This window comes from Winogradskyella litorisediminis, assembly GCF_042675765.1.
In the GTDB taxonomy this organism is placed as follows: Bacteria; Bacteroidota; Bacteroidia; order Flavobacteriales; family Flavobacteriaceae; genus Winogradskyella; species Winogradskyella litorisediminis.
Window position 1 is genome coordinate 1,425,822 of the sequence record NZ_JBHTJL010000009.1, and the last position, 21,934, is coordinate 1,447,755.

Genomic DNA, 21,934 nt, shown 5'->3' on the forward strand with positions numbered 1-21,934 from the left:
AAATATTTTTAGATTTGTTTCATGTCTGTTAAGTCTATTCAAATTGTAGCGTTCGATAATCCATATCCACCAAATTTTGGTGGCGCAATTGATGTGTTTTACAAAATTGAAGCGCTTTCAAAAAAAGGCTTTGACGTATATTTACATTATTTCTACACCGATAGGATAGACGTTGGACCTTTAAAGCAACTTTGTAAAGAACTGCATGGCTACAAACGTAACACGTCTCTAATTAATCTATTTTCTAGTATTCCTTACCGTGTAAAAACAAGACAAAGCTCAGCTCTCTATTCAAATTTAAGGCGTATAAATAAACCTATTTTATTCGAAGGTTTACACAGCACATCAGTACTTGTTAAGCATAAGTTTGATGTACCAATTTATCTTCGTACACATAATATTGAACATGAATATTCTTTAGGTTTAGCACAAAGTGAAACCAATTTTGTTAAAAAGTTGGGTCACTATTTTGAAGCATATAAACTAAAACGCTACGAATCTATATTAAAAAAGGTTCACAAAATAATGACACTTTCACAAAGAGATGACACTTATTTTTCTGAAAATTTTAATGCTGAAACAAGTTTTATTCCTGTGTTTCATGGTAACGAAATAATAAGCAGTCAAACCCAAATTGGTTCAAAAAAAGAAAAGTTTGCATTGTATCATGGCGATTTAACTTCGCCTTCAAACCAATTGTCTGTTCTGTTTTTGCTTGATGTTTTTAAAGATTTAGAACATAAATTTATAGTAGCAGGCAATAGGTTGTCTAAAGCTATTTTACAAACAATGAATAGTTTAGATAATTGTAAATATGTTGAATTATCTTCAAATAAAGACTTAGATGATTTATTAGAAACGGCACACGTCAATGTTTTATACTCTAATCAGCAATCGGGCACAAAACTCAAGGTCTTTAATGCGCTTTATAAGGGTAAGCATGTCATTGTAAATGACAATATTGTTGATGATAAAGCCATATTGAGTCTTTGTCTAAGAGCAAATACTAAAGAAGCCTTTAAAACCGTTATTAATGAAAGTTTTCAGTCGGAATTTCAATTAACCAAAAACCGAATTGAAATTTTAAATTTATATACGCCAAGCCAATCTATTGAGCAATTTATTAAATTGATAAACTAATCTAATTTTGAATAGAGAACAGCTAGTAGAAAGCATCTTCAATAGCATTATAGCTAAAAAAGAAAGTATAGCAAAGATGTTTACTACTTCATCTTCGGATATTGGCTACTTCTATATTGATAATGTATTGCCAGAGAATATTGCTCAAAAATGCTTTGAAGTTTTTCCTCACAAGTCTGAAATGAGAGAGCTAAAAAGCCTCAAAGAATACAAGTACGTATCGGCGCAAATGGATAAACACCATCAGCTTTTAGAAGATGTTATTTACGCTTTTCAAGACCCGAAAATTGTAAAATTAGTCGGTGAGTTATGCCAAATTGATTCGGTTTATGCAGATAATTCTTTATACGCTGGCGGCTTATCACTGATGGCAAAAGATAACTTTTTGCATCCACATCTCGATAATTCTCATGATGCCAACAGAGAACGTTGGCGAGTTTTAAATCTGCTCTATTATGTAACGCCAAATTGGGAGAAAGAAAACGGCGGTCATTTAGAGCTTTGGCCAAATGGTCCAAAAAAGGAGCCAGTACTTATTGAAAGTAAATTTAATCGATTAATTGTCATGGCAACGCATAGTGCATCGTGGCATTCGGTTAATAAAGTGAATGTAGACAGAAGTCGCTGTTGTATATCTAACTACTACTTTAGTGATAAGCCTTTAAATGCCGAAGATGATTTTCATGTCACCACATTTAGAGCGCGACCAAATGAAACTTTTAAAAATGCCATACTATATGTGGATGAAAAAGTGAGAATGCTAGCCCGTAAATTCTTTAAAAAAGGTATACGTAAAAATCCGCACATTTATAAAAAGGAAGATGAATAATCTCTAAGCTTTTCTCTGCACCACTTCAAACACCTTATTTTCATCGCATTTAAACGTTTTGCTTGGGTATTTTAGCAGCAATGCATAATCGTGTGTTGCCATTAAAATGGTATTTCCATTTTTATTGATGTCTTGCAACACTTCCATAACTTCAATGCTAGTTTGCGGATCTAGATTTCCTGTAGGTTCATCGGCGAGAATAAGCTCAGGTTCGTTGAGTAATGCACGTGCAATTGCTACGCGTTGTTGCTCGCCACCAGACAATTCATGCGGAAATTTAAAACCTTTTGTTCCCATACCAACTTTGTCTAAAACATGCGAAATACGTTCAGTCATTTTTGGTTTTTCTTTCCAACCTGTGGCTTTTAATACAAATTCTAGATTGGCATTTATCGTTCTATCTGGTAACAATTTAAAATCCTGAAACACAACACCCAATTTTCGTCTTAAAAACGGAATGTCTTTTTCCTTTAAGCCATTCAACTTAAAATCAACGATAGAGCCTTCACCTTCGGTCAGTTCTAAATCGCCATAAAGTGTTTTCATAAAACTACTTTTTCCGCTTCCTGTTTTACCAATGAGATATACAAAATCGCCTTTTTGTAGCTCGACATTAACGTTGGATAATACTAAATTTTCGGCTTGATAAATATTGGCGTTTTTGAGCTGTAAAACAGTTTCGGACATAAGTTATTTTATTTTAGGTACTTTTTTATGAGAATTTTTTGGTTTTTTTTTAAATTTCTCGGTTTGCATTGCAAACGCTTGTGACCAATTTCTGCTGTTCATCCAATAAACCAAAAATGATATATTTCTTATTCTTTTCAAAGAAAAAATCACATGTTGTTATTTGTTCCTTTTCAGAAATCAAATGAGAATTTTTTAATTTCTCGCCACGATGTAATTCTATGATTTCAAAATTTTTATCTCCTAAATATTTTCCAAAAAATATAATTTCTGAGGTTTTAAATTCATCTTGAAGAAGCAAATCTTCTCTACTAGATTCATTAATGTATCCTATTGTTTTGCAATCGCAAAAAAATGATGTACTAAAAATAAAAAGCGAAAAGAAAATGACTTTCATAGATTATTAAAAACGAACTATAAGGTAAAAGTATTGCAAAAATTTCAATTTACGGTTTTTAATTTTGGCATAATAATTGGCTTCAAGAAAAGCTAAATACAGTTCAGAAATACAGATTTACAAAAAACGGTTTGATAACTCCGTTTATAATTATGTTAATTTTTCTGCGTTAGTAGTTAGACTTCTATTAATTTTGAATAGAGGTTTCTCATCAAAAATAAAAATCAAAAAACGACGCTCATGACGTTTATAAAAAAACAAATCACCTTTCTTTTTTTGCTCTGTTTCTCTTTTGGGTTTGCCCAAGAAACAGCCATTTATACCAGTCAGTTTAAAGAATACCAAAAAGCACTTACGCTTTACAATAATCAGCAATACAAAGCGGCTCAGTCTTTATTTGATGATATTAAATACCAAACTGAAGACGAGGTTTTAAAGTCTGACTGTAGTTATTACATCGCCAATTGTGCGGTAAGATTAAATCAGAAAAATGCCGACGATTTAATAGAGGATTTCGTAGAAGAATATCCAACAAGTACCAAGAGAAACACGGCTTATTTAGATGTGGCGGATTATTATTTTGAAAATTCTGATTATTCGCGTTCCCGAAAATGGTACGAAAAGGTTGATGATAGGAGTATTTCAAAGTCAGAGCAAGATAAATTCAACTTTAATTACGGTTATACATTATACAAAACAAAGAATAAAAATGGTGCGACAAAGTATTTAAATCGTGTAAAAGAAGATGGAGAATATACTCAACAGGCTAAATATTATTTAGGCTTTATGGCGTATGAAGGTGACGATTACGATTCCGCAAATGAGTATTTTGAAGCCGTTTCAGACAACGAGAAGTACAAGGAAAAGCTAAGTTATTATCAAGCCGATTTAAACTTCAAACTTGGAAAATTTGAAAAAGCTATTGAACTTGCCAAAGCGCAATTACCAAAAAGTAATGATGAAGAAATTTCAGAACTCTCTAAAATTATTGGCGAAAGCTATTTTAATCTTGAAAAATATCCAGAAGCTCTACCATATTTAAAAGCGTATAAAGGCAAAGATGGCAAGTGGAATAACACGGATTTCTACCAACTTGGTTACACGTATTACAAGCAAAACGATTTTGAAAATGCGATTTCAGAATTCAATAAAATCATAGACGGCAATAATTCCGTAGCGCAAAATGCCTATTATCATTTAGGTGAAAGCTATATCAATCTCGATAAAAAATCTGAAGCATTAAACGCGTTTAGAAACGCCTCACAAATGCCGTTTGATGATAAAATAAAGGAAGACGCATGGCTTAATTATGCCAAACTGAGTTACGAGATTGGCAATCCATATCAATCTGTACCGCAAGTGTTATCAGGTTATCTCGATGCCTATCCAAAAACGTTGTATAAAGATGAAATTGAAACGCTGTTAATTGACTCATACATCACATCAAAAAATTACAAAGAAGCTTTGGAAATGTTAGATGGCAAAAACAGCTACGAAAATAAAGAAGCGTATCAAAAAGTGGCTTTCTTTCGTGGAATCGAATTGTATAACGAAGACAAATATGCAGATGCTTTACAAATGTTTGAAAAATCGTTATCGCAACCTCGCGATGCCTCTTTTACAGCAAGAGCAACCTTTTGGAAGGCGGAAACCGATTTTAATCTTACAAATTATAACGAAGCTTTGATTGGTTTTAAACACTTTAATCAGCAAGATGGCATTTCAAATTTATCCGAAAATGATAACCTCGATTACAACTTGGCATACACTTATTTTAAGCTGAAAGATTACGGACAAGCTTCAAATTATTTCGAAAAATTTATAAATGAAAAATCAGACGACAAACTCAGAGTTAACGATGCGTATTTAAGATTAGGTGATGGTTATTTTGTATCGAGCAACTATTCTAATGCCATTTCAGCTTATGAAAAAGCCATCAGTATTGGCGAAATAGAAACGGATTATGCGGCATTTCAAAAAGCGATGAGCTATGGATATATGGGTAAAGCTTCGACTAAAATTTCAGAATTGAAAAGCTTTATTTCTGGCTATCCAAAATCCGGATTACGAGACGATGCCATGTATGCTTTAGCAAATGCTTATGTCAAAGCCAACGATACAGACAAGGCAATGGCGATTTACAATAAATTGAATACAGAATATCCACGAAGCGCCTTTATTTCTAAGTCATTGTTGCGTCAAGGTTTAGTGTATTATAATGGCAATGAAAATGAATTAGCGCTGAGTAAATTTAAAAAAGTAGCTAATGATTTTGCAGGTTCGCAAGAAGCCGTTCAAGCTGTCGGCACGGCACGTTTAATATATATCGATTTAGGTCGTGTTGACGAATATGCGCGTTGGGTAAAGACTTTAGATTATGTCGAAATCACCGATGCAGAACTCGATAACACAACTTATATCGCTGCCGAAAAGCAATATTTAGATGGCAATACAGACCAAGCCATATCGCAGTTTAATAAATATTTAAATAGTTTTCCTAACGGAGTTCATGCTGTAAAATCGCATTTTTATTTAGCGCAATTGTATTACAAAAAAGAGCTATTCGATAATGCAAAACCACATTACAAAGCCGTTGTAAACGCCGCAAAAAATGAATACACGGAACAGGCAACTGTGAAATTGAGCGAAATTTATCTGAACAATTCTGATTGGTCAGAAGCCATTTCAGTCTTAAAGCAATTAGAGAACGAAGCCGATTATCCGCAAAATATTATCTACGCGCAATCCAATTTAATGAATGCCTATTACCAAACTAAAGATTTTGCAATGGCTGAAAATTATGCCGAAAAAGTTTTAGAGAATAACAACTTAGATGCTAAAATTGAAAACGATGCGCAATTAATAATTGCACGTTCTGCTTGGGAAAGTGGTAATGAAGATAAAGCTCAAACGGCTTACGCTAAAGTTGAAAAAACAGCAAGCGGAAGTGTTGCTGCCGAAGCTTTGTATTACAACGCCTATTTCAAAAATAAAGATGGAAAGTATGTAGAGTCAAACACAATAGTTCAAAAATTAGCAAAAGATTATAGTAGCTACAAGTTGTATTCTGCAAAAGGATTAGTGGTTATGGCGAAGAATTATTACGCCTTAGACGATGCTTTTCAGGCGACCTATATTTTGGAAAGTGTCATTTCAAGCTTTCCAGAATTTAAGGATGTCGTCGCCGAAGCGCAACGCGAACTAGATATTATAAAATCAGAAGAAGCGAAAACAAATTCATCAATCGAATCAGACAAAAATTAAAATTTTTGTCATGCTGAACTTGATTCAGCATCTCATCATCAAAAGAAAAACAGAATGAAAATCAAATTCAAATTAACCCTACTACTAACGCTAATCGTAACGGTTATGTTTGCCCAAGAGCGCACAAAAGACACTTTGGACGACCAAACGGTAAATGTTGTAAAACCATATACGCCAACAATTTCAGATGCCTTTAAAATAAAGGATAAGCCATCATTGGATGATGCTAATGCTATCACCAAAAAGGAGGTTAAATACAATATTTTTTCAATTCCTGTGGCTTCAACGTTTACACCAGCAAAAGGAAAAGCGGCAAAGGTAGATAAGGCAAAACCAGTAAAATTATATGACAATTACGCTACTTTAGGCTTCGGAACATACACCACAATTTTAGGTGAAGTGTATCTTAATCATGAGCTAAGTAGCGGCGAAAACGTTGGTGGTTATTTTAGCCACCATTCATCTCAAGGTGGAATCGACGGTTTACTCATAGACGATGATTTTTCAAAAACCGGACTCAGTTTAAACTATTCTCAAAGACTGAATGATTTTAGTTGGAAGTTGGATGCTGGCGCAGAACTCATGGCTTACAATTGGTACGGTTTACCACAACAATTTTTCGGTCAAGCTGAGGCAAATACTATAGATTCTAAAATTAAATACAATAGTTTTTACGTTGGTGGAAAACTTAATTTTAATGATGCGATTGTTAAAGATGGAAGTGTAAGATTCAGACGATTTGGAGACGACCGAGATTCTGGCGAAAATAGATTTGTTGCTAAGGCTGCATTTGATGTTCCAATAAGTGGCGAGCAAGTTGAAACCGAACTGAAAATTGATTATATCGGCGGTAATTTTGATAGAAATTATAATACCAATACGGAATTAAACTATGGCAATGTAAATTTTAGTCTATCGCCAACATATCAATTAAAGCAAGATGATTTAACGGTCGATTTGGGGTTAACGTTCACGTATCTAAATAATACTGAAATCAGCGATAATAATTTTTACATCTATCCAAATATCGAAGCATCTTACCGTTTGGTTAATGATATTTTAATTGGTTACGCTGGTGTTACTGGAGAGTTAATTCAGAATTCTTATTACGATTTTGTACAGCAAAACCCATTTGTTTCACCAACCTTATTAGTAACACCAACAGACCAGCAATATCATGGCTTTATTGGCTTAAAAGGAAAGCTTTCTAATAGTGTAAGCTATAACATTAAAGGAAATTATTTTGCAGAACAGAATAAGGCTTTATTTAAAACTAATGATGCACAAACCTTTGCAACAGAAGATTACCAATTCGGGAATTCATTCAATGTGGTTTATGACGATGTAAAAACCTTTTCAGTTGGCGGCGAATTAAACATTGATGTTAATCGAAATTTTAAATTAGCCATAAAGGGTGATTATTTCAATTACAATACAGATGCGCAATCCGAAGCTTGGAATTTACCTAACATAACAGGTTCTGTGTTTTTAGATTATCAAATCTCAAAGCAATGGTTTATGGGTGGAAGTGTATTTTTTAATGGCGAGCGTAAGGATGAAGCTGTACTTTTGGGAACCTTGGCGCCTGTACAGAGAACTACAGTGACTTTAGATAGTTTTTTTGATGCCAATGCTCATGTGGGTTATAAAGTTACTGACTATTTATCGGTTTACGGAAAGGTTAATAACATTGCAAATCAAGATTATCAGCGTTGGCAAAATTTCCCAGTTCAAGGTATTCAATTTTTGGCTGGGGCAACATATCAGTTCGATTTTTGACACGCGTTCTTATGCTTATCTCATCTCGATATTTCATCATTTAACTTCAAATTTTAATTTTGAGTGCCAGTCATTAAATAATCTTTATTTTAGAATTCTAAAATCTTATAAAATGAAAAAAGTTTTATTACTATTAATGTTTTTTAGTATTTTTTTCCAATTAAGCGCACAGAAAACAAATCCAAAATACGACGAAGCACTTGCCAAAAAAGTAGGTGCAGACGACTAAGGCATGAAATCTTATATTTTTGTGATTTTGAAAACTGGAACAAATACATCCACTGATAAAACTGAAATTGATAAAGCCTTTGCAGGTCACATGGCAAATATGAATACTATGGTTGAAGCGGGTAAATTAGTCGTAGCCGGACCAATAGGGAAGAATGACAAGAACTACAGAGGTATTTTTATTCTAAATGAAACTGATATGGAAAAAGCGAAAGCATTATTAGCAACTGACCCAGCGATAAAAGCAAAGTTTTTAGACTATGAAGCTTTTCCGTGGTATGGTTCAGCTGCGTTATCAGAATATCTCGAAGCTTCTGATAAAGTTTGGAAGGTTGGTTTTTAACAATTCAAATAAATTCAGTTAGATAAACTAAAAAGCGTCCGAGTCCGAGTCGCTTTTCTTATTTTTACACTGTAACCAAATATCATACTGAGCGCAGTCGATGTACTTTACAAAATATAATAATATTACAACCATGAAAAAACTAATCCTATTCTTAGCCACCGCATTAATTTTCTCTTGCGAAAGCCAAAAAGAGCAAGCCGATTTGATTGTCACAAACGCCAATATATATACTGTCGATGATAATTTCAACAAAGCCGAGGCATTCGCCATAAAAGACGGAAAGTTTATAGCTGTCGGTACTTCAGAAGAGATAACTTCTAAATACCAATCAGAAAATACAATTGATGCTAATGGGCAAACCATAACACCTGGGTTAATTGACGCACATTGTCACTTTTTAAACCTCGGAATTGGCCTGCAACAAGTTGATTTAATGGGTACTAAAAGCTACGATGAGGTTGTACAGCGCGTGGTCGATTTTCAAAAAGAAAAAAATGCAGATTACATTATGGGACGTGGTTGGGACCAAAACGACTGGGAAGATAAAAGTTTTCCAAATAAGGCCAAGTTAGATGAACTATTTCCAGATACGCCAATTGCCTTAACACGTGTCGACGGTCATGCCATTCTTGCAAATCAAGCTGCTTTAGATTTAGGAAATGTTACTGCTGAAAGTAAAATTGACGGTGGAGAAGTGGTTTTAGATAATGGAAAAGTAACCGGTGTGCTTATAGATAATGCTGAATCTTTGGTGATGAATCATTGGCCAGTGTCCACAAAAGAAGAAGCGATTACAGCATTAATGGATGCACAAGACGTGTGTTTCGATTTGGGCTTAACGACTGTAAATGATGCAGGTTTAAGTATTGAAGCGATAAATCTTATAGACAGTTTACAAAAAGCAGGCGATTTAAAGATGCGCGTTTACGCCATGGCATCGGCAACACCAAAAAATTTAGATTATTACATTAATAAAGGTATTGTAAAAACGGATTATTTAAGCGTACGTTCATTTAAGTTTTATGCAGATGGTGCATTGGGTTCTCGTGGCGCTATGATGCGCGACCCTTATAGTGATAAACCCGGGCATTTTGGTTTGTTGGTAAATGACATTAAAACATTAAAAGAAACAGCACAACGCATCGCAAATTCCGAATATCAAATGAATACACATGCTATTGGTGATTCTGCTAATCATGCGGTTTTAGATACATACAAAGACGTTTTAAAAGGAAAGCCAAATCGTCGTTGGAAAATTGAGCACGCTCAAGTAGTTTCGGATGAAGACTTTCCAAAGTTTAATGATATTATTCCTTCGGTTCAGCCAACTCATGCGACGAGTGATATGTATTGGGCGGAAGAACGAATCGGTGAAAAACGTATGAAAGGTGCCTACGCTTTTAAAGATCTTTTAAATCAATATGGAAAAGTTGCTCTTGGAACTGATTTTCCTGTAGAACGTGTCAACCCAATGTTAACGTTTTATGCTGCGGTAGCAAGACAAGATTTAGATCAATATCCTGAAGGTGGTTTTCAAATGGAAAACGCCTTAACTAGAGAAGAAGCTTTGAGAGGTATGACTATCTGGGCAGCGTATTCTAATTTTGAAGAAAACGAAAAAGGTAGCATCGAGGTTGGGAAATTTGCTGATTTTATAATTTTGGATAAAGATATTATGTCTGTTGAAGCAAAGGCTATTCCTGAAACTAAGGTTGTTAGTACTTTTGTTGCAGGAGTAAAACAATAGTCAAGAGTTAAAAACTTAAAGTTTAAAGTTTTAATGGATTGTAATTGTTGATTAATCCTATCTCAATTACTTATTTGTTTTGTTTTTCAAAATTTTCCTTTAGTGACGCTTTAGTGACGCTTTAGTGCTTTTACCCATTTTTAATTAACTCTATAGCTATTGGTTTCAATTTTCATTCTTTTCATTCTTTATTTTTAGGATATGAAAAGGAAAATTAAAAAGACAAGTTTTGCTGATTTGCTTGTACTTGTAGCTTTGTGTTTTGGATTTTATTTGTGTGTTACATCAATATCGTCTATGCTAGATAATACTATTGATGCAACTCAAGAAACTATTGTAGAATTTGTAGGTGATGATTGCAAGTTAAACCGAAAATGGCATTTAAAGGACTATAAAATTGAAGAAACAAGATGTTTGGGCTTAGAAGGTCCAGCATACTATCAATTTAATCTATATAATAGAGACATTTTAATTTCAGAAAATTCGTTATCAAAAGATACTTGCTTAGTAGAGTTTATACACGAGCAAGAATTAGTTTCTGTAAATATTTGTAAAGAACAAATGCAAGTTGCGCAATTAGCAGATTCTATTGGTGAAACACTAAATGCTAATCTTCGCTAGGTAATCGTAATGTTCTCCATCTTCAACTTTTTTACATTGCAATCCAACTGTTTTGCAAGCTAATTTTAAAGTCCCAAAATCGAGATAAAGCCATTTCATTGGAGTTGCTTCTTCGTTTTTATAGCTGAGGTAATAATCTAATTCGCCATAATAGCGACCATTATTTTCGAATCCTATTTCAACTTCAACTTCTTCTTCAAAACCATACATATATTTAATATCCGAAGAGTCAATAAGTATTTGTCCGTTTGGTTTTAGTAAAGATTTTAAATGCTTTAAATAGGTTGTTACTTGCTGCATCTCCTGAAATATACCAGTACCATTCATTAACAGTAAAATAGTATCAAATTGTTTTTCAGAATAGCTCAAAAGAGATATACATTCTATATTAATTACTCCTCTTCGTTTTGCAACTTCAACAGCACCTTTTGAACTATCAATAGCTTTGACTTCAATCCCTTTTTTTTGTAAATACAATGAATGACTTCCTGAGCCACAACCAACATCGAGTGCACTTCCTTCTACGAGTTGTAGCGCTTTTTGTTCTATTTTTGGCATTTTGGAAAATGCTCTAAATAAATAGGGTAGTGGCAATTTATCTTTGTCTGAAATGTTTGTCCAGGTTATAATGTCTTCAGAATACTGTCCTGATTGAAAATCTAATAATGCTTTTCCGAAGATGTCTTTTTCCATAAGTTTTTTTCAGTTTTAATGACCTAAGTTTTTCGTCGATATGTATCGAGAACTTTAGTTAAATTTGCTTTATGCAAGACCAAATCAATAAACTCCCGAAGTTAGCCAAAGATAAGCATAAGGAAAACAAAACGTTTTTTACGAAACTAAAAAAGAAGCCGCCAAAACAACTCGATTATATAATGCAAGAGTTGCATGATGCCGAATTTAGACGAACAGATTGTTTGGAATGTGCTAATTGTTGTAAAACCACTGGTCCATTATTTACCGATAAGGATATTACTAGGATTGCAAAGTTTTTTAAAATGAAACCACAGCAGTTTACGGAACAGTTTTTGAGGTTAGATGAGGAAAATGATTACGTTCTGCAATCGGTGCCATGTACATTTTTAGGAGCAGATAATTACTGTTCTATTTATGAAGTTAGACCAAAAGCTTGCCGTGAGTTTCCTCATACAGACAGAAAGAAATTTCAGCAAATTTCTAATCTAACTTTAAAAAATGTAGCCATATGTCCAGCAGCTTTTAATATTGTCGAAGCAATGAAAGAACGGATTAAAATATAAATAGATGAAGCAGCTTTTAATACTTTTTAGTTTACTAATTATAGGTCAAACAACTTTAGCTCAAGATGAAGAGTTTGTGGATGATAATTGGTTAGTGTCCTTGCCAATTGCCAAATTACGTGCTCGAGAAAGTAATAAAATGATTTTGATGGTTTGGGAAAATGCTTCAAAATATCCCTTGCCAATTGTGGTAAGAAGTGAAAACGGAAAAAATGTATTCATAGATAATTTATTTGCAGAACCAAAGCTGTCCGAATTGCTAAGCCAGTATTTTATTTTAGTAAAAGTTAGCGATGAAGTTTATGCCCACTTGTTTGCAGAGATTGATGGCAAACGTAAGCAATCTTACATCGATAAATTTAACGACGATACACTTAAAGTTATGGATGCTAACGGTAACATTGTGGGAACCTCGGGTGCATACACAGAACTTCTTAACCTCTCAAAATTTATCTTTAAATACGGTTTAGAGACTTCTTACATTAAACAAGAAATTACCAACTATCAACGAAATAAGGATTTCTACTCAACATTTTACTTGGCCTCAAAATATATAGATTACAGTATTTTAATAAATGATAAAGTCCGCTCAGAAATTTTAGCGCTTTCAGATTTGTATTTTCAAGAAGCAAGACAATTTTTAAGTAAAGGTGATTCAAAAGATAAAAACAGTTTATCGCAACGTCTGTATTTTACACAATTAAAACAAGAGCTTGTAAAAGGAAAATCTCGAAAAGTTTTAAGAGCTTTAAAAAAGTACGAAGCACCAATCGAAGAAGTCAACATCGCTTTAGTTATTTTTTTACGATATACAGCTTATCGACTAGAAAATGATATAGAGTTATTTAAGACTTTAGAAAAAGAAATTTCTTTACTAAATTTGAAACAAGCACAGCTAATTGTTAACATTAATAGATAGAAATTTGGAAACTATATATTCTTATTTTGAAACCATTCCGTCATCTCATAGAAGCTTAATTTTAGTTTCCGGGATTACATTATTTTGGCTTTTAGAAGGCGCTTTACCACTTTTTAAATTTGATTATAAAAAATGGAAACATGCCTTGCCAAATTTCTTTTTTACACTAACAACTATTATTGTAAATTTTGGCTTAGCATTTTTACTATTAAAATCTGCAGATTGGGTAAAAGCTAATGATTTTGGAATCATCAATTGGTTGCCAGAAATGTCATTGTGGTTATATGTTTTTCTTGGTGTTTTATTGCTCGATTTTTTTGGTGCATACCTCGCCCATTTTGTTGAGCATAAAGTAAAACCACTTTGGATGGTCCATTTGGTGCATCACACAGACCATAACGTAGATACGACAACCGCTAACAGACATCATCCAATAGAAAGTGTTATCCGCTTTGCATTTACACTTTTAGGTGTTTTTGTAGTTGGTACACCAATAGCAATTGTAATGCTATATCAGGCATTATCTCTAATATTTACGCAGTTTACGCATGCAAACATAAAGTTGCCAAAGTCAATTGATAAAATAATTAGTTACGTACTGATTTCACCAGATATGCATAAAATTCATCACCATTACCGCTTGCCTTACACTGATTCAAATTATGGGAATATCTTTTCTATTTGGGACAGATTATTTGGGACGTATATGTATATGGAAAGAGAAAATTTAAAGTATGGCGTTGATGTTTTTCCTGACAAGAAAAAGAATAGTAACATTAAAGATTTGCTAAAGCAGCCGTTTCAGAAATATGAAAAACCAACACTTGCCTCGGATTCTGAAGCTTAAATTTAGTGTAATTATTTTAGCGTTTATGATGAGTTGCTCGCTTAAATCTCAAATAGATATACAAGGACATCGTGGTTGCCGAGGATTGTTTCCAGAAAATTCATTACCAGCTTTTGAATACGCCATTAAGCTAGGTGTACATACTTTAGAATTAGATATTGCTATAACTAAAGATAAACAAGTTATCGTGACACATGAACCATTTATGAGTCGGACTATTTGTTTAAATCCAGAAGGCAATCCTATTGCAAAAAATAACGATAAGCAGTTTAATCTCTACGAGATGACACATGACGACATAAAACGGTTCGATTGTGGGACTAAGCTTCATTCACGATTTCCTAAGCAAGCTAAAGTAAAAGTGTATAAACCTCTATTAAAAGAGGTTTTTGATTTGGTAAAGCAACACCAAAGCGATGTAAGATTAAATATTGAAATTAAATCCAAACCTGAATATTATGGTATTTATACGCCACAACCTTCAGAATATGTAAAATTAGTTTTGAATGAAATTAAGTCTGAAGGCTTTGGGAGTCGCGTAAATCTTCAATCTTTTGATTTAACAATCCTCGAAGAAATTAAAAAACAGTCTCCAGAAATGCAAGTGGCAATTTTAGTGGATGAGGATGAGTCTATTTCAAAAAAACTAGACCAATTGTCGTATAAGCCTGAAATAATAAGTCCATATTTTAAATTATTATCTAAAGCGTTAGTTTCAGAATATAAAAATCAAAATTTTAAGATTATTCCATGGACAGTCAATAAGGAAAAAGACATGCACAAGATGTTAGATTTTAATGTAGATGGAATTATTACTGATTATCCAAACCGATTAATAGAAATATTAAAAAATATGTAGTTCGTCGAAAAAAAAGAACACTATAAATCTAAAATTAATTTTATAGCGTATATTAATCATTAATTAATTATCAACTAGTTTCTTTTAATAATTATAATGAAGAATTTCCCCCGATTTCTCATTGTGTTTCTTTGTCTCTGCTTTGCAAACATTGCTTTTTCTCAAAAAAGAAAAGGAAATGCTGTGATTTATAAAAATTACAATTTACAAGCTGCTGGACTAATTCATAAATTAAATGCAACTAAAGACACACTAATTCTTCAAAGTGAAAGAAAGATAAATTATTTATATACAGCAAATCGTAAAGACGAAGGTCGAGTAAAAGTAAGAGTTGATGGTAACTCATATAAATTACCACTTAACCGTCTTAAAAAAGGGAGAAACGTAATGGTAGCTATACAATCTCCTCTTAAAATTGTATTCGTTGTAAATGTGCTCAAAGAATTTCCAAGACCTTTTAATGAAAGTCTAACGGCCATTGTAGATTAAATAAGGCTCGCGCATTTTTTTAAAGCTTTCTAAGTCACTTTCCCAAGTTTTTTTTATTTCTATTTCTGTTTTACCAGACTCAATCTGCTTTTGTAATTTCTTGGTTCCAGCATGTTTTGTAAAATTTTCAGTATTAAAAAATTCCCATTTATCTTTATTACTGTAACCTGCATAACTTTTATAAGCTTCAATAATATATGTAAGGGTAAATTTTCTTTCAACTTTTACCTCAGATAAATCTTCGCCATAACAAACTTCCCCTTTATGTTTCGGATATTTTGACCCAAAATTTGCTTTTGGCGTATAACTAAACTTATAATTCATCGTATCTAAATATGGAGCGCCATAACGTTGAAATTGAAATTCTGTACCACGACCAGCGTTAATGGTTGTACCTTCAAACAAACCTAAACTTGGATAAAGCAAAATAGACTGGTCGTTTGGTAAGTTTGGAGATGGTCTTATAGGTAAGCTGTAAGTCATATCTCGACTGTAATTTTTAACAGGAATCACGGTTAAATCAGCTTTGACTTTGTTAGCAAGCCAACCTTCACCATTAATCATTTGCGCATATTCGCCAATAGTCATACCATGAACAAGCGGAATCGGATGCATGCCCAAAAAGCTGCTGTGTTCTTTCTCTAATGTTGGACCATCAATGTAAGACCCATTTGGATTTGGTCTGTCTAGGACAAGAACAGGGATATTCTGCTCAGCGCAAGCTTCCATAACATAATGCAATGTAGAAATGTAAGTGTAAAAACGCACACCAACATCTTGAATATCAAAAACCACAATATCTAAATCTTTCAATTGTTCTGTTGTTGGTTTTTTGTTTTTTCCATGAAGTGAAAAAATAGGCAAACCTGTTTTTTTATCCACACCATCTTCAACATGAGCGCCAGCATCTGCTTTTCCTCTAAAACCGTGTTCTGGTGAGAATACTTTAGTGATATTTATGTTCGAATTTAGGAGTGAATCGACTAAATGCTCATGGATTGAAGTTGAAATTATAAATGTTCCATATTGTCCAGATAAGCTCGGATGAGGTTTCATTTCCATCTCAGTTTTCTCCTCAAATATCACCGAAGTCTGATTCGCCACAATGCCAACATGCTTTCCCTTTAACAACGGTAAATATTTCTCAACTCGGTTGGCACCAACTATAATTTCAGAATTTTCAACTTCAGTTGAATCGCTTTCAACTTCCAACTTCAAACTTCCAACTTCAGACTTTCTACCGTTTCCGCACGCCAGAACAATAAATAAAATGCCAATCGTTATCTTAAATAAAACTGTATTTTTGAGCAGATTTAATCCCATATCAGATTTTGAATTTTGAGTTGTTTATAGCCAAACGTATAATTGGCAGTAAATCTTATAAAAGTAGTGTTTCGGCGCCAATAATTAAAATTGGAATCGCCGCAATTGCTGTTGGTATTATCGTTATGCTTATTGCTATTGCTACTGGTTTAGGTTTGCAGCAAAAAATTAGAGATAAAGTTGTAGCGTTTAACGGACATATCATTATCGATAATTACGACACGAATGCATCAGATGAATCTCAAGTTCCGATTTCAACAGAGCAAGATTTTTACCCTAATTTCAACAGTATAGAAGGCATTACGCATATTCAAGGTACAGCTAATAAGTTTACTGTTATAAGAACCGAAACCGATTTTGAAGGTGTTGTTGTTAAAGGTGTAGGTAAAGACTATAGATGGAATTATTTCGAAGAATTTTTAATAGATGGTCGTCTTCCAAATTTTAAAAATGAATTGAATAACGAGATTTTAATTTCAAGATATTTAGCAAATCGACTAGGTTTTAAAATAGGAGATTCATTTCAAACTTTATTTGGAGATAATCTCGAACGTCCGCCACGAATCATTAATTTTAAAATTGTTGGTATATACAATTCGGGTTTTCAAGAGTTGGATGAAAAGTTTTGTATTGCCGATATCCGACACATTCAGCGTATCAATAAATGGAAAAAAAATGAAGTTGGTGCTTTTGAAGTATTTATCGATGATTTTTCTAAAATTGAAGAAAAAGGCGAGTTGGTTTATCGTGAAATTCCGTCGCTAATGAAATCAACAACCATTACCAAAAAATATAGTTTAATTTTTGAATGGATAAAGATTTTTGACCAAAACACCTATGGCATTATCGCTATTATGATTTTGGTTGCAGGCATAAATATGATAACAGCTTTGTTGGTACTTATTTTAGAACGTACCCAAATGATTGGTATACTTAAAGCTTTAGGAACTTCTAATTGGTCAATAAGAAAAGTGTTTATCTATAACGCATCTTATTTGATTGGTTTAGGTTTGCTTTGGGGAAACATCATTGGTTTAGGACTGCTTTTCGTTCAAAAATATTTTAAATTATTTCCTTTAAATCCGGATACCTATTACGTTACTGAAGCTCCTGTATATATTAGTTTAGATTATATTTTAATTCTAAATATCGGAACATTTGTAATTTGCTCACTTATGCTTTTAATACCTTCGGTCATAATTTCAAAAATTTCTCCAGTAAAAGCAATACGGTTCGATTAGATTAAAATCCTAAATCTGTAATCGTAACATACATTTAATATTAAATCTCTAGTTTTCCATTACCTTTGCAGTCGCAAAATAAGATTATGAAACGAGCCTCAGGCTTATTTTATTATTTATGAAATACTTTAACGGCGAACACATTTTACCTTAAAGTAAAATAATAGATTTGAAAATGAATTACGCAGAAAATATACTAGGAACTATTGGTAATACACCAATGGTAAAGATGAACAAATTAGTTGAGGATTTACCATGTTTGGTTCTGGCCAAGTACGAAACTTTTAATCCTGGAAACTCGGTAAAAGACCGTATGGCTTTACAAATGATAGAAGATGCTGAAGCAGACGGAAGACTAAAGCCTGGAGGAACAATAATAGAAGGCACATCCGGAAATACAGGAATGGGATTGGCTTTAGCAGCAATCATCAAAGGTTACAAATGTGTATTTGTTTTAAGTGATAAGCAGTCTAAAGAAAAAATGGATATTCTTAGAGCTGTTGGTGCTGAGGTCGTGGTTTGCCCAACCAATGTAGAACCGACTGACCCAAGAAGTTATTACTCAGTTTCTAAACGATTAGCAGAAGAAACACCAAACTCGTGGTATGTAAACCAATACGATAATCCAAGTAATTGTAAGGCACATTTTCAATCTACTGGTCCAGAAATTTGGGAACAGACAGACGGTAAAGTGACGCATTTTGTTGTTGGCGTTGGTACTGGCGGAACCATTTCTGGTGTTGGTAGTTATTTAAAAATGAAAAACCCAAATGTAAAAATATGGGGAATAGATACTTACGGTTCGGTATTTAAAAAATATCACGAAACTGGAATTTTTGATGAGAACGAAATCTACTCGTACATCACCGAAGGTATTGGAGAAGACATCTTACCTGCAAACGTTAATTTTGGCGTTATTGATGGCTTTACCAAAGTAACCGATAAAGATGCAGCAGTTTATACGCAGAAATTGGCCAAAGAAGAAGGTATGTTTTTGGGTAATTCCGCTGGTGCTGCTATAAAAGGTGTATTACAGCTTAAAGAACATTTTGGACCAGATGATGTTGTAGTCGTTTTATTTCATGACCATGGAAGCCGTTATGTTGGTAAGATGTTTAACGACGATTGGATGCGTGAGCGTGGCTTTTTAGAAGACGAAGTAACTATTGCGGCAGACTTAATAAAAGACCACGAAGACAAACCTTTGGTTACTGTAAAAACAGAAGAATTAGTCTCTCATGCTATTGAGCGTATGCGAAAATTTAAAATTTCTCAAATACCCGTTGAAGATATTACGGGTTACGTTGGTTCTGTCGACGAGTCTGATTTGTTTAGACGTTATATGGAAGACAAAGACATTTCGGACTTGCCAATTAAGGAAGTAATGGGCGCAGCATTCCCAATAGTAAAAAAGAACACTAAAATTGAAGACCTCTCAAAATTAATTAATAAAGATAACAATGCTGTTTTAGTAGATTTAGAAAATGGAAAACATCATATTATAACAAAACACGATATTATTAGTGCGTTGTAATTACTAATAAAATTAAATTAAAAATCCCGAGCATTGCTCGGGATTTTTTTTAATATAATAACAACTAAAAGCTAGTGGCTAAAATTACTTCTTTAATGCTTGTTTAATGCTTTCAGAAATACTCTCGCCAACACCAGGAAAACCACCAACGATAAATTCAGTAAACTTTCCATCTTTTCCAATGACCGTATTTGTTGGATAACCACTTACATTAAATTTTGAAATTTCTTTTCTCGCATAAGCCACGACAGGATAATTAATTGGTTTCTTTTTTAAAAAACGCTCCACTTTGTTTGGGTCTTCAAAACTGATAGAAGCAAAAACAACATCCTCATTAGACTTAAAAGTATTATAAACTTCATTGAGTTCTGGGATTTCCTGGATACAAGGCGGACAGGTTGTAAACCAAAAATTTAATACGACTACTTTGCCTTTTGTATTGGCCTTACTAATTATGTTTCCGTTAAGGTCAGTAAATAAAAAATCTGGTGCTTCTTTACCAACATTTTCGTTTAGTTTGTTAGAATCAGCCATCATTTCGAGCATTTCTGCTTTTTCTTCAGCGGTTGTTTTAACCATTTGTAAATATTGCTTTCCTGTTGAATCTGTTTTAGGCTTAATAGTCCAATCGCCAGTACGCATTAAAATCATAAATTGCTGAAGTGTAATCTCGTTACCTTCATCATTTTTTATAATTGTATTTTCATCAATCTTTATTTGTTCTTGTGCTTGTACTATTTGCGTGCTTAAACAAAGAAAAATTAACAAGCTGTAAATAAATAATTTCATCGCGTTTTTGGTTTTAATTTCTACAAATTAAACGTTTTTACTTAAAACAAAGTATAAGTGAAGGCTGATACAAATTGAGTAAATCGATTTGTCTGTATTGGCTTAAAATTTTATTTTAGAGCATGCAAGAAGACTTCCTTCATTTTATTTGGAAATATAAGCGATTTCAATCAAAAGCATTAAAAACGGTTGAAGGTTCCTTTATTAACATCATCAGTTTAGGTCAGCATAACCATAATGCTGGTCCAGATTTCTTCAATTCTCAATTAGAAATAGACGGACAAAAATGGGCAGGTAATGTTGAGATTCATATAAAATCGTCGGATTGGTATGTGCATAATCATGAAAAAGACGAAGCTTACGATAATGTAATTTTACATGTGGTTTGGGAACACGATACCGAGATTTTTAGAAAAGACAATACTGAAATTCCGACTTTAGAAATTAGTAACTATGTAGATAAAACACTTTTTAATAACTATAAAAGTCTACTGAATTCAAAAACTTGGATTAATTGCGAAAGTGATATCGGAAGCATCGATGATTTTAAATTCAACAGTTGGTTAGAGCGATTGTATATTGAACGTTTAGAGCGGAAATCAACAGAAATTGAGCAATTACTTCAAGAATCTAAAAACGATTGGGAAGCCGTTTTATTTAAAATGTTATTGAAGAATTTTGGATTGAAAGTCAATGGCGAACCGTTTAAAAGTTTGGCTAATTCTGTTGACTATTCTATTGTAAGAAAAGTAAAAACCAATCAGACCGATATAGAAGCGTTGCTTTTTGGTCAGGCCAATTTATTGGAAGATGAAGTTGAAGATATGTATGTTCAAGATTTACAGAAACGGTATTCATTTTTAAAACAGAAATTCGGTTTAGAAAATCGTGGCGTAATGCCATTGCAATTTTTTAGATTAAGACCACCAAATTTTCCAACAATCCGATTATCTCAATTAGCTGTTTTGTATGCAACGTATTCAAATTTATTTTCGGAGGTGATTCAGCTTCAAGCTAAAGAAAACTTTTATGAGTTATTTCAAATAGAAACTTCAGAATTTTGGGAAACGCATTATACTTTCAGCAAGACTTCAAAAAAAGTAAAGAAAAAATTATCCAAACCATTTATAGATTTATTACTTATCAATACCATTTTACCAGTAAAATTTAGCTATTTAAAGTTTAAAGGTAAAATGGATGACCAATCTATTTTTCAACTTATAAAATCTATAAAGATTGAAAACAATGGTATTGTAAATAAATTTTTAGAGTTACGACCAATGGAGAAATCGGCAATGACCTCGCAAGGCTTAATTCAACTAAAAACTGAGTATTGCGATAAAAATAAATGCTTACAATGTGCTGTTGGAAATCAATTGATAGCAAAAAAATAAATACCTTGCAGTATGAAATGGTTTTATGACTTATTGCATTACTTCCAGAAACGTGGTTATTACGTATGTCAGCGTATCGCAGACCGTTTAGGCATTCGTGCTAAAATTGTACGAACAACTTTTATGTATCTAACTTTTGTTACAGTTGGTTTCGGTTTTGCACTCTATTTATTCTTGGCATTTTGGATGCGAATTAAAGATATAATTTATACTAAACGAACTTCGGTTTTTGATTTATAGAT

At 33.1% G+C, this 21,934-nt stretch carries 21 protein-coding genes; 16 read left to right on the plus strand and 5 right to left on the minus strand.

Annotated elements, in window-relative coordinates:
* Positions 1-21: 21 nt before the first annotated feature.
* Both ACFQ1Q_RS08790 and ACFQ1Q_RS08795 read left to right on the plus strand, forming a co-directional pair.
* The gene (locus ACFQ1Q_RS08790; RefSeq protein ID WP_386130031.1) at positions 22-1,140 is read left to right on the plus strand and encodes a hypothetical protein; all 1,119 of its coding nucleotides are present in this window, start codon (positions 22-24) and stop codon (positions 1,138-1,140) included.
* Positions 1,141-1,147: 7 nt separating this feature from the next.
* Complete coding sequence (locus ACFQ1Q_RS08795; protein WP_386130033.1) at positions 1,148-1,969, plus strand: 2OG-Fe(II) oxygenase; 822 nt, start codon at positions 1,148-1,150, stop codon at positions 1,967-1,969.
* 3 nt (positions 1,970-1,972) lie between these two features.
* Here ACFQ1Q_RS08795 and ACFQ1Q_RS08800 read toward each other — a convergent pair whose 3' ends face one another.
* Both ACFQ1Q_RS08800 and ACFQ1Q_RS08805 read right to left on the minus strand, forming a co-directional pair.
* Positions 1,973-2,656, minus strand: coding sequence for a cell division ATP-binding protein FtsE (locus ACFQ1Q_RS08800; protein WP_386130035.1), 684 nt, complete (start codon positions 2,654-2,656; stop codon positions 1,973-1,975).
* 49 nt (positions 2,657-2,705) lie between these two features.
* A complete protein-coding gene (locus ACFQ1Q_RS08805) occupies positions 2,706-3,053 on the minus strand; it encodes a hypothetical protein (protein ID WP_386130038.1) in 348 nt (115 codons plus the stop codon).
* Positions 3,054-3,293: 240 nt separating this feature from the next.
* On the opposite strand from ACFQ1Q_RS08805, the gene ACFQ1Q_RS08810 reads away from it, so the two are divergent.
* The 5 genes from ACFQ1Q_RS08810 (at position 3,294) to ACFQ1Q_RS08830 (ending at position 11,038) form a co-directional block, all read left to right on the plus strand.
* The gene (locus tag ACFQ1Q_RS08810) at positions 3,294-6,317 is read left to right on the plus strand and encodes a tetratricopeptide repeat protein (RefSeq protein ID WP_386130041.1); all 3,024 of its coding nucleotides are present in this window, start codon (positions 3,294-3,296) and stop codon (positions 6,315-6,317) included.
* Between the two features lie 54 nt (positions 6,318-6,371).
* On the plus strand, positions 6,372-8,096 hold the full coding sequence (locus ACFQ1Q_RS08815) for a TonB-dependent receptor (RefSeq protein WP_386130044.1): 1,725 nt from the start codon (positions 6,372-6,374) through the stop codon (positions 8,094-8,096).
* Positions 8,097-8,328: 232 nt separating this feature from the next.
* Positions 8,329-8,667 carry a YciI family protein gene (locus ACFQ1Q_RS08820; RefSeq protein ID WP_386130045.1) on the plus strand — a complete coding sequence of 113 codons (339 nt, stop codon included), beginning with the start codon at positions 8,329-8,331 and terminating at the stop codon, positions 8,665-8,667.
* 133 nt (positions 8,668-8,800) lie between these two features.
* On the plus strand, positions 8,801-10,417 hold the full coding sequence (locus ACFQ1Q_RS08825) for an amidohydrolase (protein WP_386130049.1): 1,617 nt from the start codon (positions 8,801-8,803) through the stop codon (positions 10,415-10,417).
* 201 nt (positions 10,418-10,618) lie between these two features.
* Positions 10,619-11,038 (plus strand): hypothetical protein, encoded by a 420-nt coding sequence (locus ACFQ1Q_RS08830; protein WP_386130051.1) that lies wholly within the window; start codon positions 10,619-10,621, stop codon positions 11,036-11,038.
* Here the strand turns inward: ACFQ1Q_RS08830 and ACFQ1Q_RS08835 are convergent.
* Positions 11,018-11,731, minus strand: a complete 714-nt coding sequence (locus tag ACFQ1Q_RS08835; RefSeq protein ID WP_386130054.1) for a class I SAM-dependent methyltransferase — start codon at positions 11,729-11,731, stop codon at positions 11,018-11,020. The two genes, ACFQ1Q_RS08830 and ACFQ1Q_RS08835, sit on opposite strands and share 21 nt — an antisense overlap.
* A 71-nt stretch (positions 11,732-11,802) precedes the next feature.
* On the opposite strand from ACFQ1Q_RS08835, the gene ACFQ1Q_RS08840 reads away from it, so the two are divergent.
* The 5 genes from ACFQ1Q_RS08840 to ACFQ1Q_RS08860 all read left to right on the plus strand — a co-directional run bounded on the left by ACFQ1Q_RS08840 (position 11,803) and on the right by ACFQ1Q_RS08860 (position 15,411).
* Positions 11,803-12,297, plus strand: a complete 495-nt coding sequence (locus ACFQ1Q_RS08840) for a YkgJ family cysteine cluster protein (RefSeq protein WP_386130056.1) — start codon at positions 11,803-11,805, stop codon at positions 12,295-12,297.
* Positions 12,298-12,301: 4 nt separating this feature from the next.
* Positions 12,302-13,216, plus strand: coding sequence for a hypothetical protein (locus ACFQ1Q_RS08845; RefSeq protein ID WP_386130058.1), 915 nt, complete (start codon positions 12,302-12,304; stop codon positions 13,214-13,216).
* A gap of 4 nt (positions 13,217-13,220) precedes the next feature.
* Complete coding sequence (locus ACFQ1Q_RS08850; RefSeq protein ID WP_386130060.1) at positions 13,221-14,063, plus strand: sterol desaturase family protein; 843 nt, start codon at positions 13,221-13,223, stop codon at positions 14,061-14,063.
* Entirely contained in the window at positions 14,026-14,922 is an 897-nt protein-coding gene (locus ACFQ1Q_RS08855) for a glycerophosphodiester phosphodiesterase family protein (protein WP_386130063.1), read from the plus strand. The genes ACFQ1Q_RS08850 and ACFQ1Q_RS08855 overlap by 38 nt, the downstream gene beginning before the upstream one ends.
* Positions 14,923-15,018: 96 nt before the next feature.
* Entirely contained in the window at positions 15,019-15,411 is a 393-nt protein-coding gene (locus tag ACFQ1Q_RS08860; protein ID WP_386130066.1) for a hypothetical protein, read from the plus strand.
* On the opposite strand, the gene ACFQ1Q_RS08865 is transcribed toward ACFQ1Q_RS08860, so the two are convergent.
* Positions 15,391-16,734, minus strand: a complete 1,344-nt coding sequence (locus ACFQ1Q_RS08865) for an exo-beta-N-acetylmuramidase NamZ family protein (protein WP_386130068.1) — start codon at positions 16,732-16,734, stop codon at positions 15,391-15,393. The two genes, ACFQ1Q_RS08860 and ACFQ1Q_RS08865, sit on opposite strands and share 21 nt — an antisense overlap.
* 8 nt (positions 16,735-16,742) lie before the next feature.
* On the opposite strand from ACFQ1Q_RS08865, the gene ACFQ1Q_RS08870 reads away from it, so the two are divergent.
* On the plus strand, positions 16,743-17,975 hold the full coding sequence (locus ACFQ1Q_RS08870) for an ABC transporter permease (protein ID WP_386130071.1): 1,233 nt from the start codon (positions 16,743-16,745) through the stop codon (positions 17,973-17,975).
* 175 nt (positions 17,976-18,150) lie between these two features.
* Positions 18,151-19,509: a pyridoxal-phosphate dependent enzyme gene (locus tag ACFQ1Q_RS08875; RefSeq protein WP_386130073.1), complete on the plus strand. Its 1,359-nt coding sequence runs from the start codon at positions 18,151-18,153 to the stop codon at positions 19,507-19,509.
* Between the two features lie 84 nt (positions 19,510-19,593).
* On the opposite strand, the gene ACFQ1Q_RS08880 is transcribed toward ACFQ1Q_RS08875, so the two are convergent.
* Positions 19,594-20,298: a TlpA family protein disulfide reductase gene (locus ACFQ1Q_RS08880; protein WP_386130075.1), complete on the minus strand. Its 705-nt coding sequence runs from the start codon at positions 20,296-20,298 to the stop codon at positions 19,594-19,596.
* A 122-nt stretch (positions 20,299-20,420) separates the two neighbouring features.
* Between ACFQ1Q_RS08880 and ACFQ1Q_RS08885 the strand changes: the two genes are divergently transcribed.
* Positions 20,421-21,692 (plus strand): DUF2851 family protein, encoded by a 1,272-nt coding sequence (locus ACFQ1Q_RS08885; RefSeq protein WP_386130078.1) that lies wholly within the window; start codon positions 20,421-20,423, stop codon positions 21,690-21,692.
* Between the two features lie 12 nt (positions 21,693-21,704).
* Positions 21,705-21,932 (plus strand): PspC domain-containing protein, encoded by a 228-nt coding sequence (locus ACFQ1Q_RS08890; RefSeq protein WP_386130081.1) that lies wholly within the window; start codon positions 21,705-21,707, stop codon positions 21,930-21,932.
* The last annotated feature ends 2 nt before the right edge of the window (positions 21,933-21,934 follow it).

Bases quoted from the DNA above. Each gene is read 5' to 3' on its own strand.
- ACFQ1Q_RS08790 (WP_386130031.1), top strand. From the start codon at position 22: ATGTCTGTTAAGTCTATTCAAATTGTAGCGTTCGATAATCCATATCCA.
- ACFQ1Q_RS08800 (WP_386130035.1), bottom strand. From the start codon at position 2,656: ATGTCCGAAACTGTTTTACAGCTCAAAAACGCCAATATTTATCAAGCC.
- ACFQ1Q_RS08805 (WP_386130038.1), bottom strand. From the start codon at position 3,053: ATGAAAGTCATTTTCTTTTCGCTTTTTATTTTTAGTACATCATTTTTT.
- ACFQ1Q_RS08810 (WP_386130041.1), top strand. From the start codon at position 3,294: ATGACGTTTATAAAAAAACAAATCACCTTTCTTTTTTTGCTCTGTTTC.
- ACFQ1Q_RS08815 (WP_386130044.1), top strand. From the start codon at position 6,372: ATGAAAATCAAATTCAAATTAACCCTACTACTAACGCTAATCGTAACG.
- ACFQ1Q_RS08820 (WP_386130045.1), top strand. From the start codon at position 8,329: ATGAAATCTTATATTTTTGTGATTTTGAAAACTGGAACAAATACATCC.
- ACFQ1Q_RS08825 (WP_386130049.1), top strand. From the start codon at position 8,801: ATGAAAAAACTAATCCTATTCTTAGCCACCGCATTAATTTTCTCTTGC.
- ACFQ1Q_RS08830 (WP_386130051.1), top strand. From the start codon at position 10,619: ATGAAAAGGAAAATTAAAAAGACAAGTTTTGCTGATTTGCTTGTACTT.
- ACFQ1Q_RS08835 (WP_386130054.1), bottom strand. From the start codon at position 11,731: ATGGAAAAAGACATCTTCGGAAAAGCATTATTAGATTTTCAATCAGGA.
- ACFQ1Q_RS08840 (WP_386130056.1), top strand. From the start codon at position 11,803: ATGCAAGACCAAATCAATAAACTCCCGAAGTTAGCCAAAGATAAGCAT.
- ACFQ1Q_RS08845 (WP_386130058.1), top strand. From the start codon at position 12,302: ATGAAGCAGCTTTTAATACTTTTTAGTTTACTAATTATAGGTCAAACA.
- ACFQ1Q_RS08855 (WP_386130063.1), top strand. From the start codon at position 14,026: ATGAAAAACCAACACTTGCCTCGGATTCTGAAGCTTAAATTTAGTGTA.
- ACFQ1Q_RS08860 (WP_386130066.1), top strand. From the start codon at position 15,019: ATGAAGAATTTCCCCCGATTTCTCATTGTGTTTCTTTGTCTCTGCTTT.
- ACFQ1Q_RS08865 (WP_386130068.1), bottom strand. From the start codon at position 16,734: ATGGGATTAAATCTGCTCAAAAATACAGTTTTATTTAAGATAACGATT.
- ACFQ1Q_RS08875 (WP_386130073.1), top strand. From the start codon at position 18,151: ATGAATTACGCAGAAAATATACTAGGAACTATTGGTAATACACCAATG.
- ACFQ1Q_RS08880 (WP_386130075.1), bottom strand. From the start codon at position 20,298: ATGAAATTATTTATTTACAGCTTGTTAATTTTTCTTTGTTTAAGCACG.
- ACFQ1Q_RS08885 (WP_386130078.1), top strand. From the start codon at position 20,421: ATGCAAGAAGACTTCCTTCATTTTATTTGGAAATATAAGCGATTTCAA.
- ACFQ1Q_RS08890 (WP_386130081.1), top strand. From the start codon at position 21,705: ATGAAATGGTTTTATGACTTATTGCATTACTTCCAGAAACGTGGTTAT.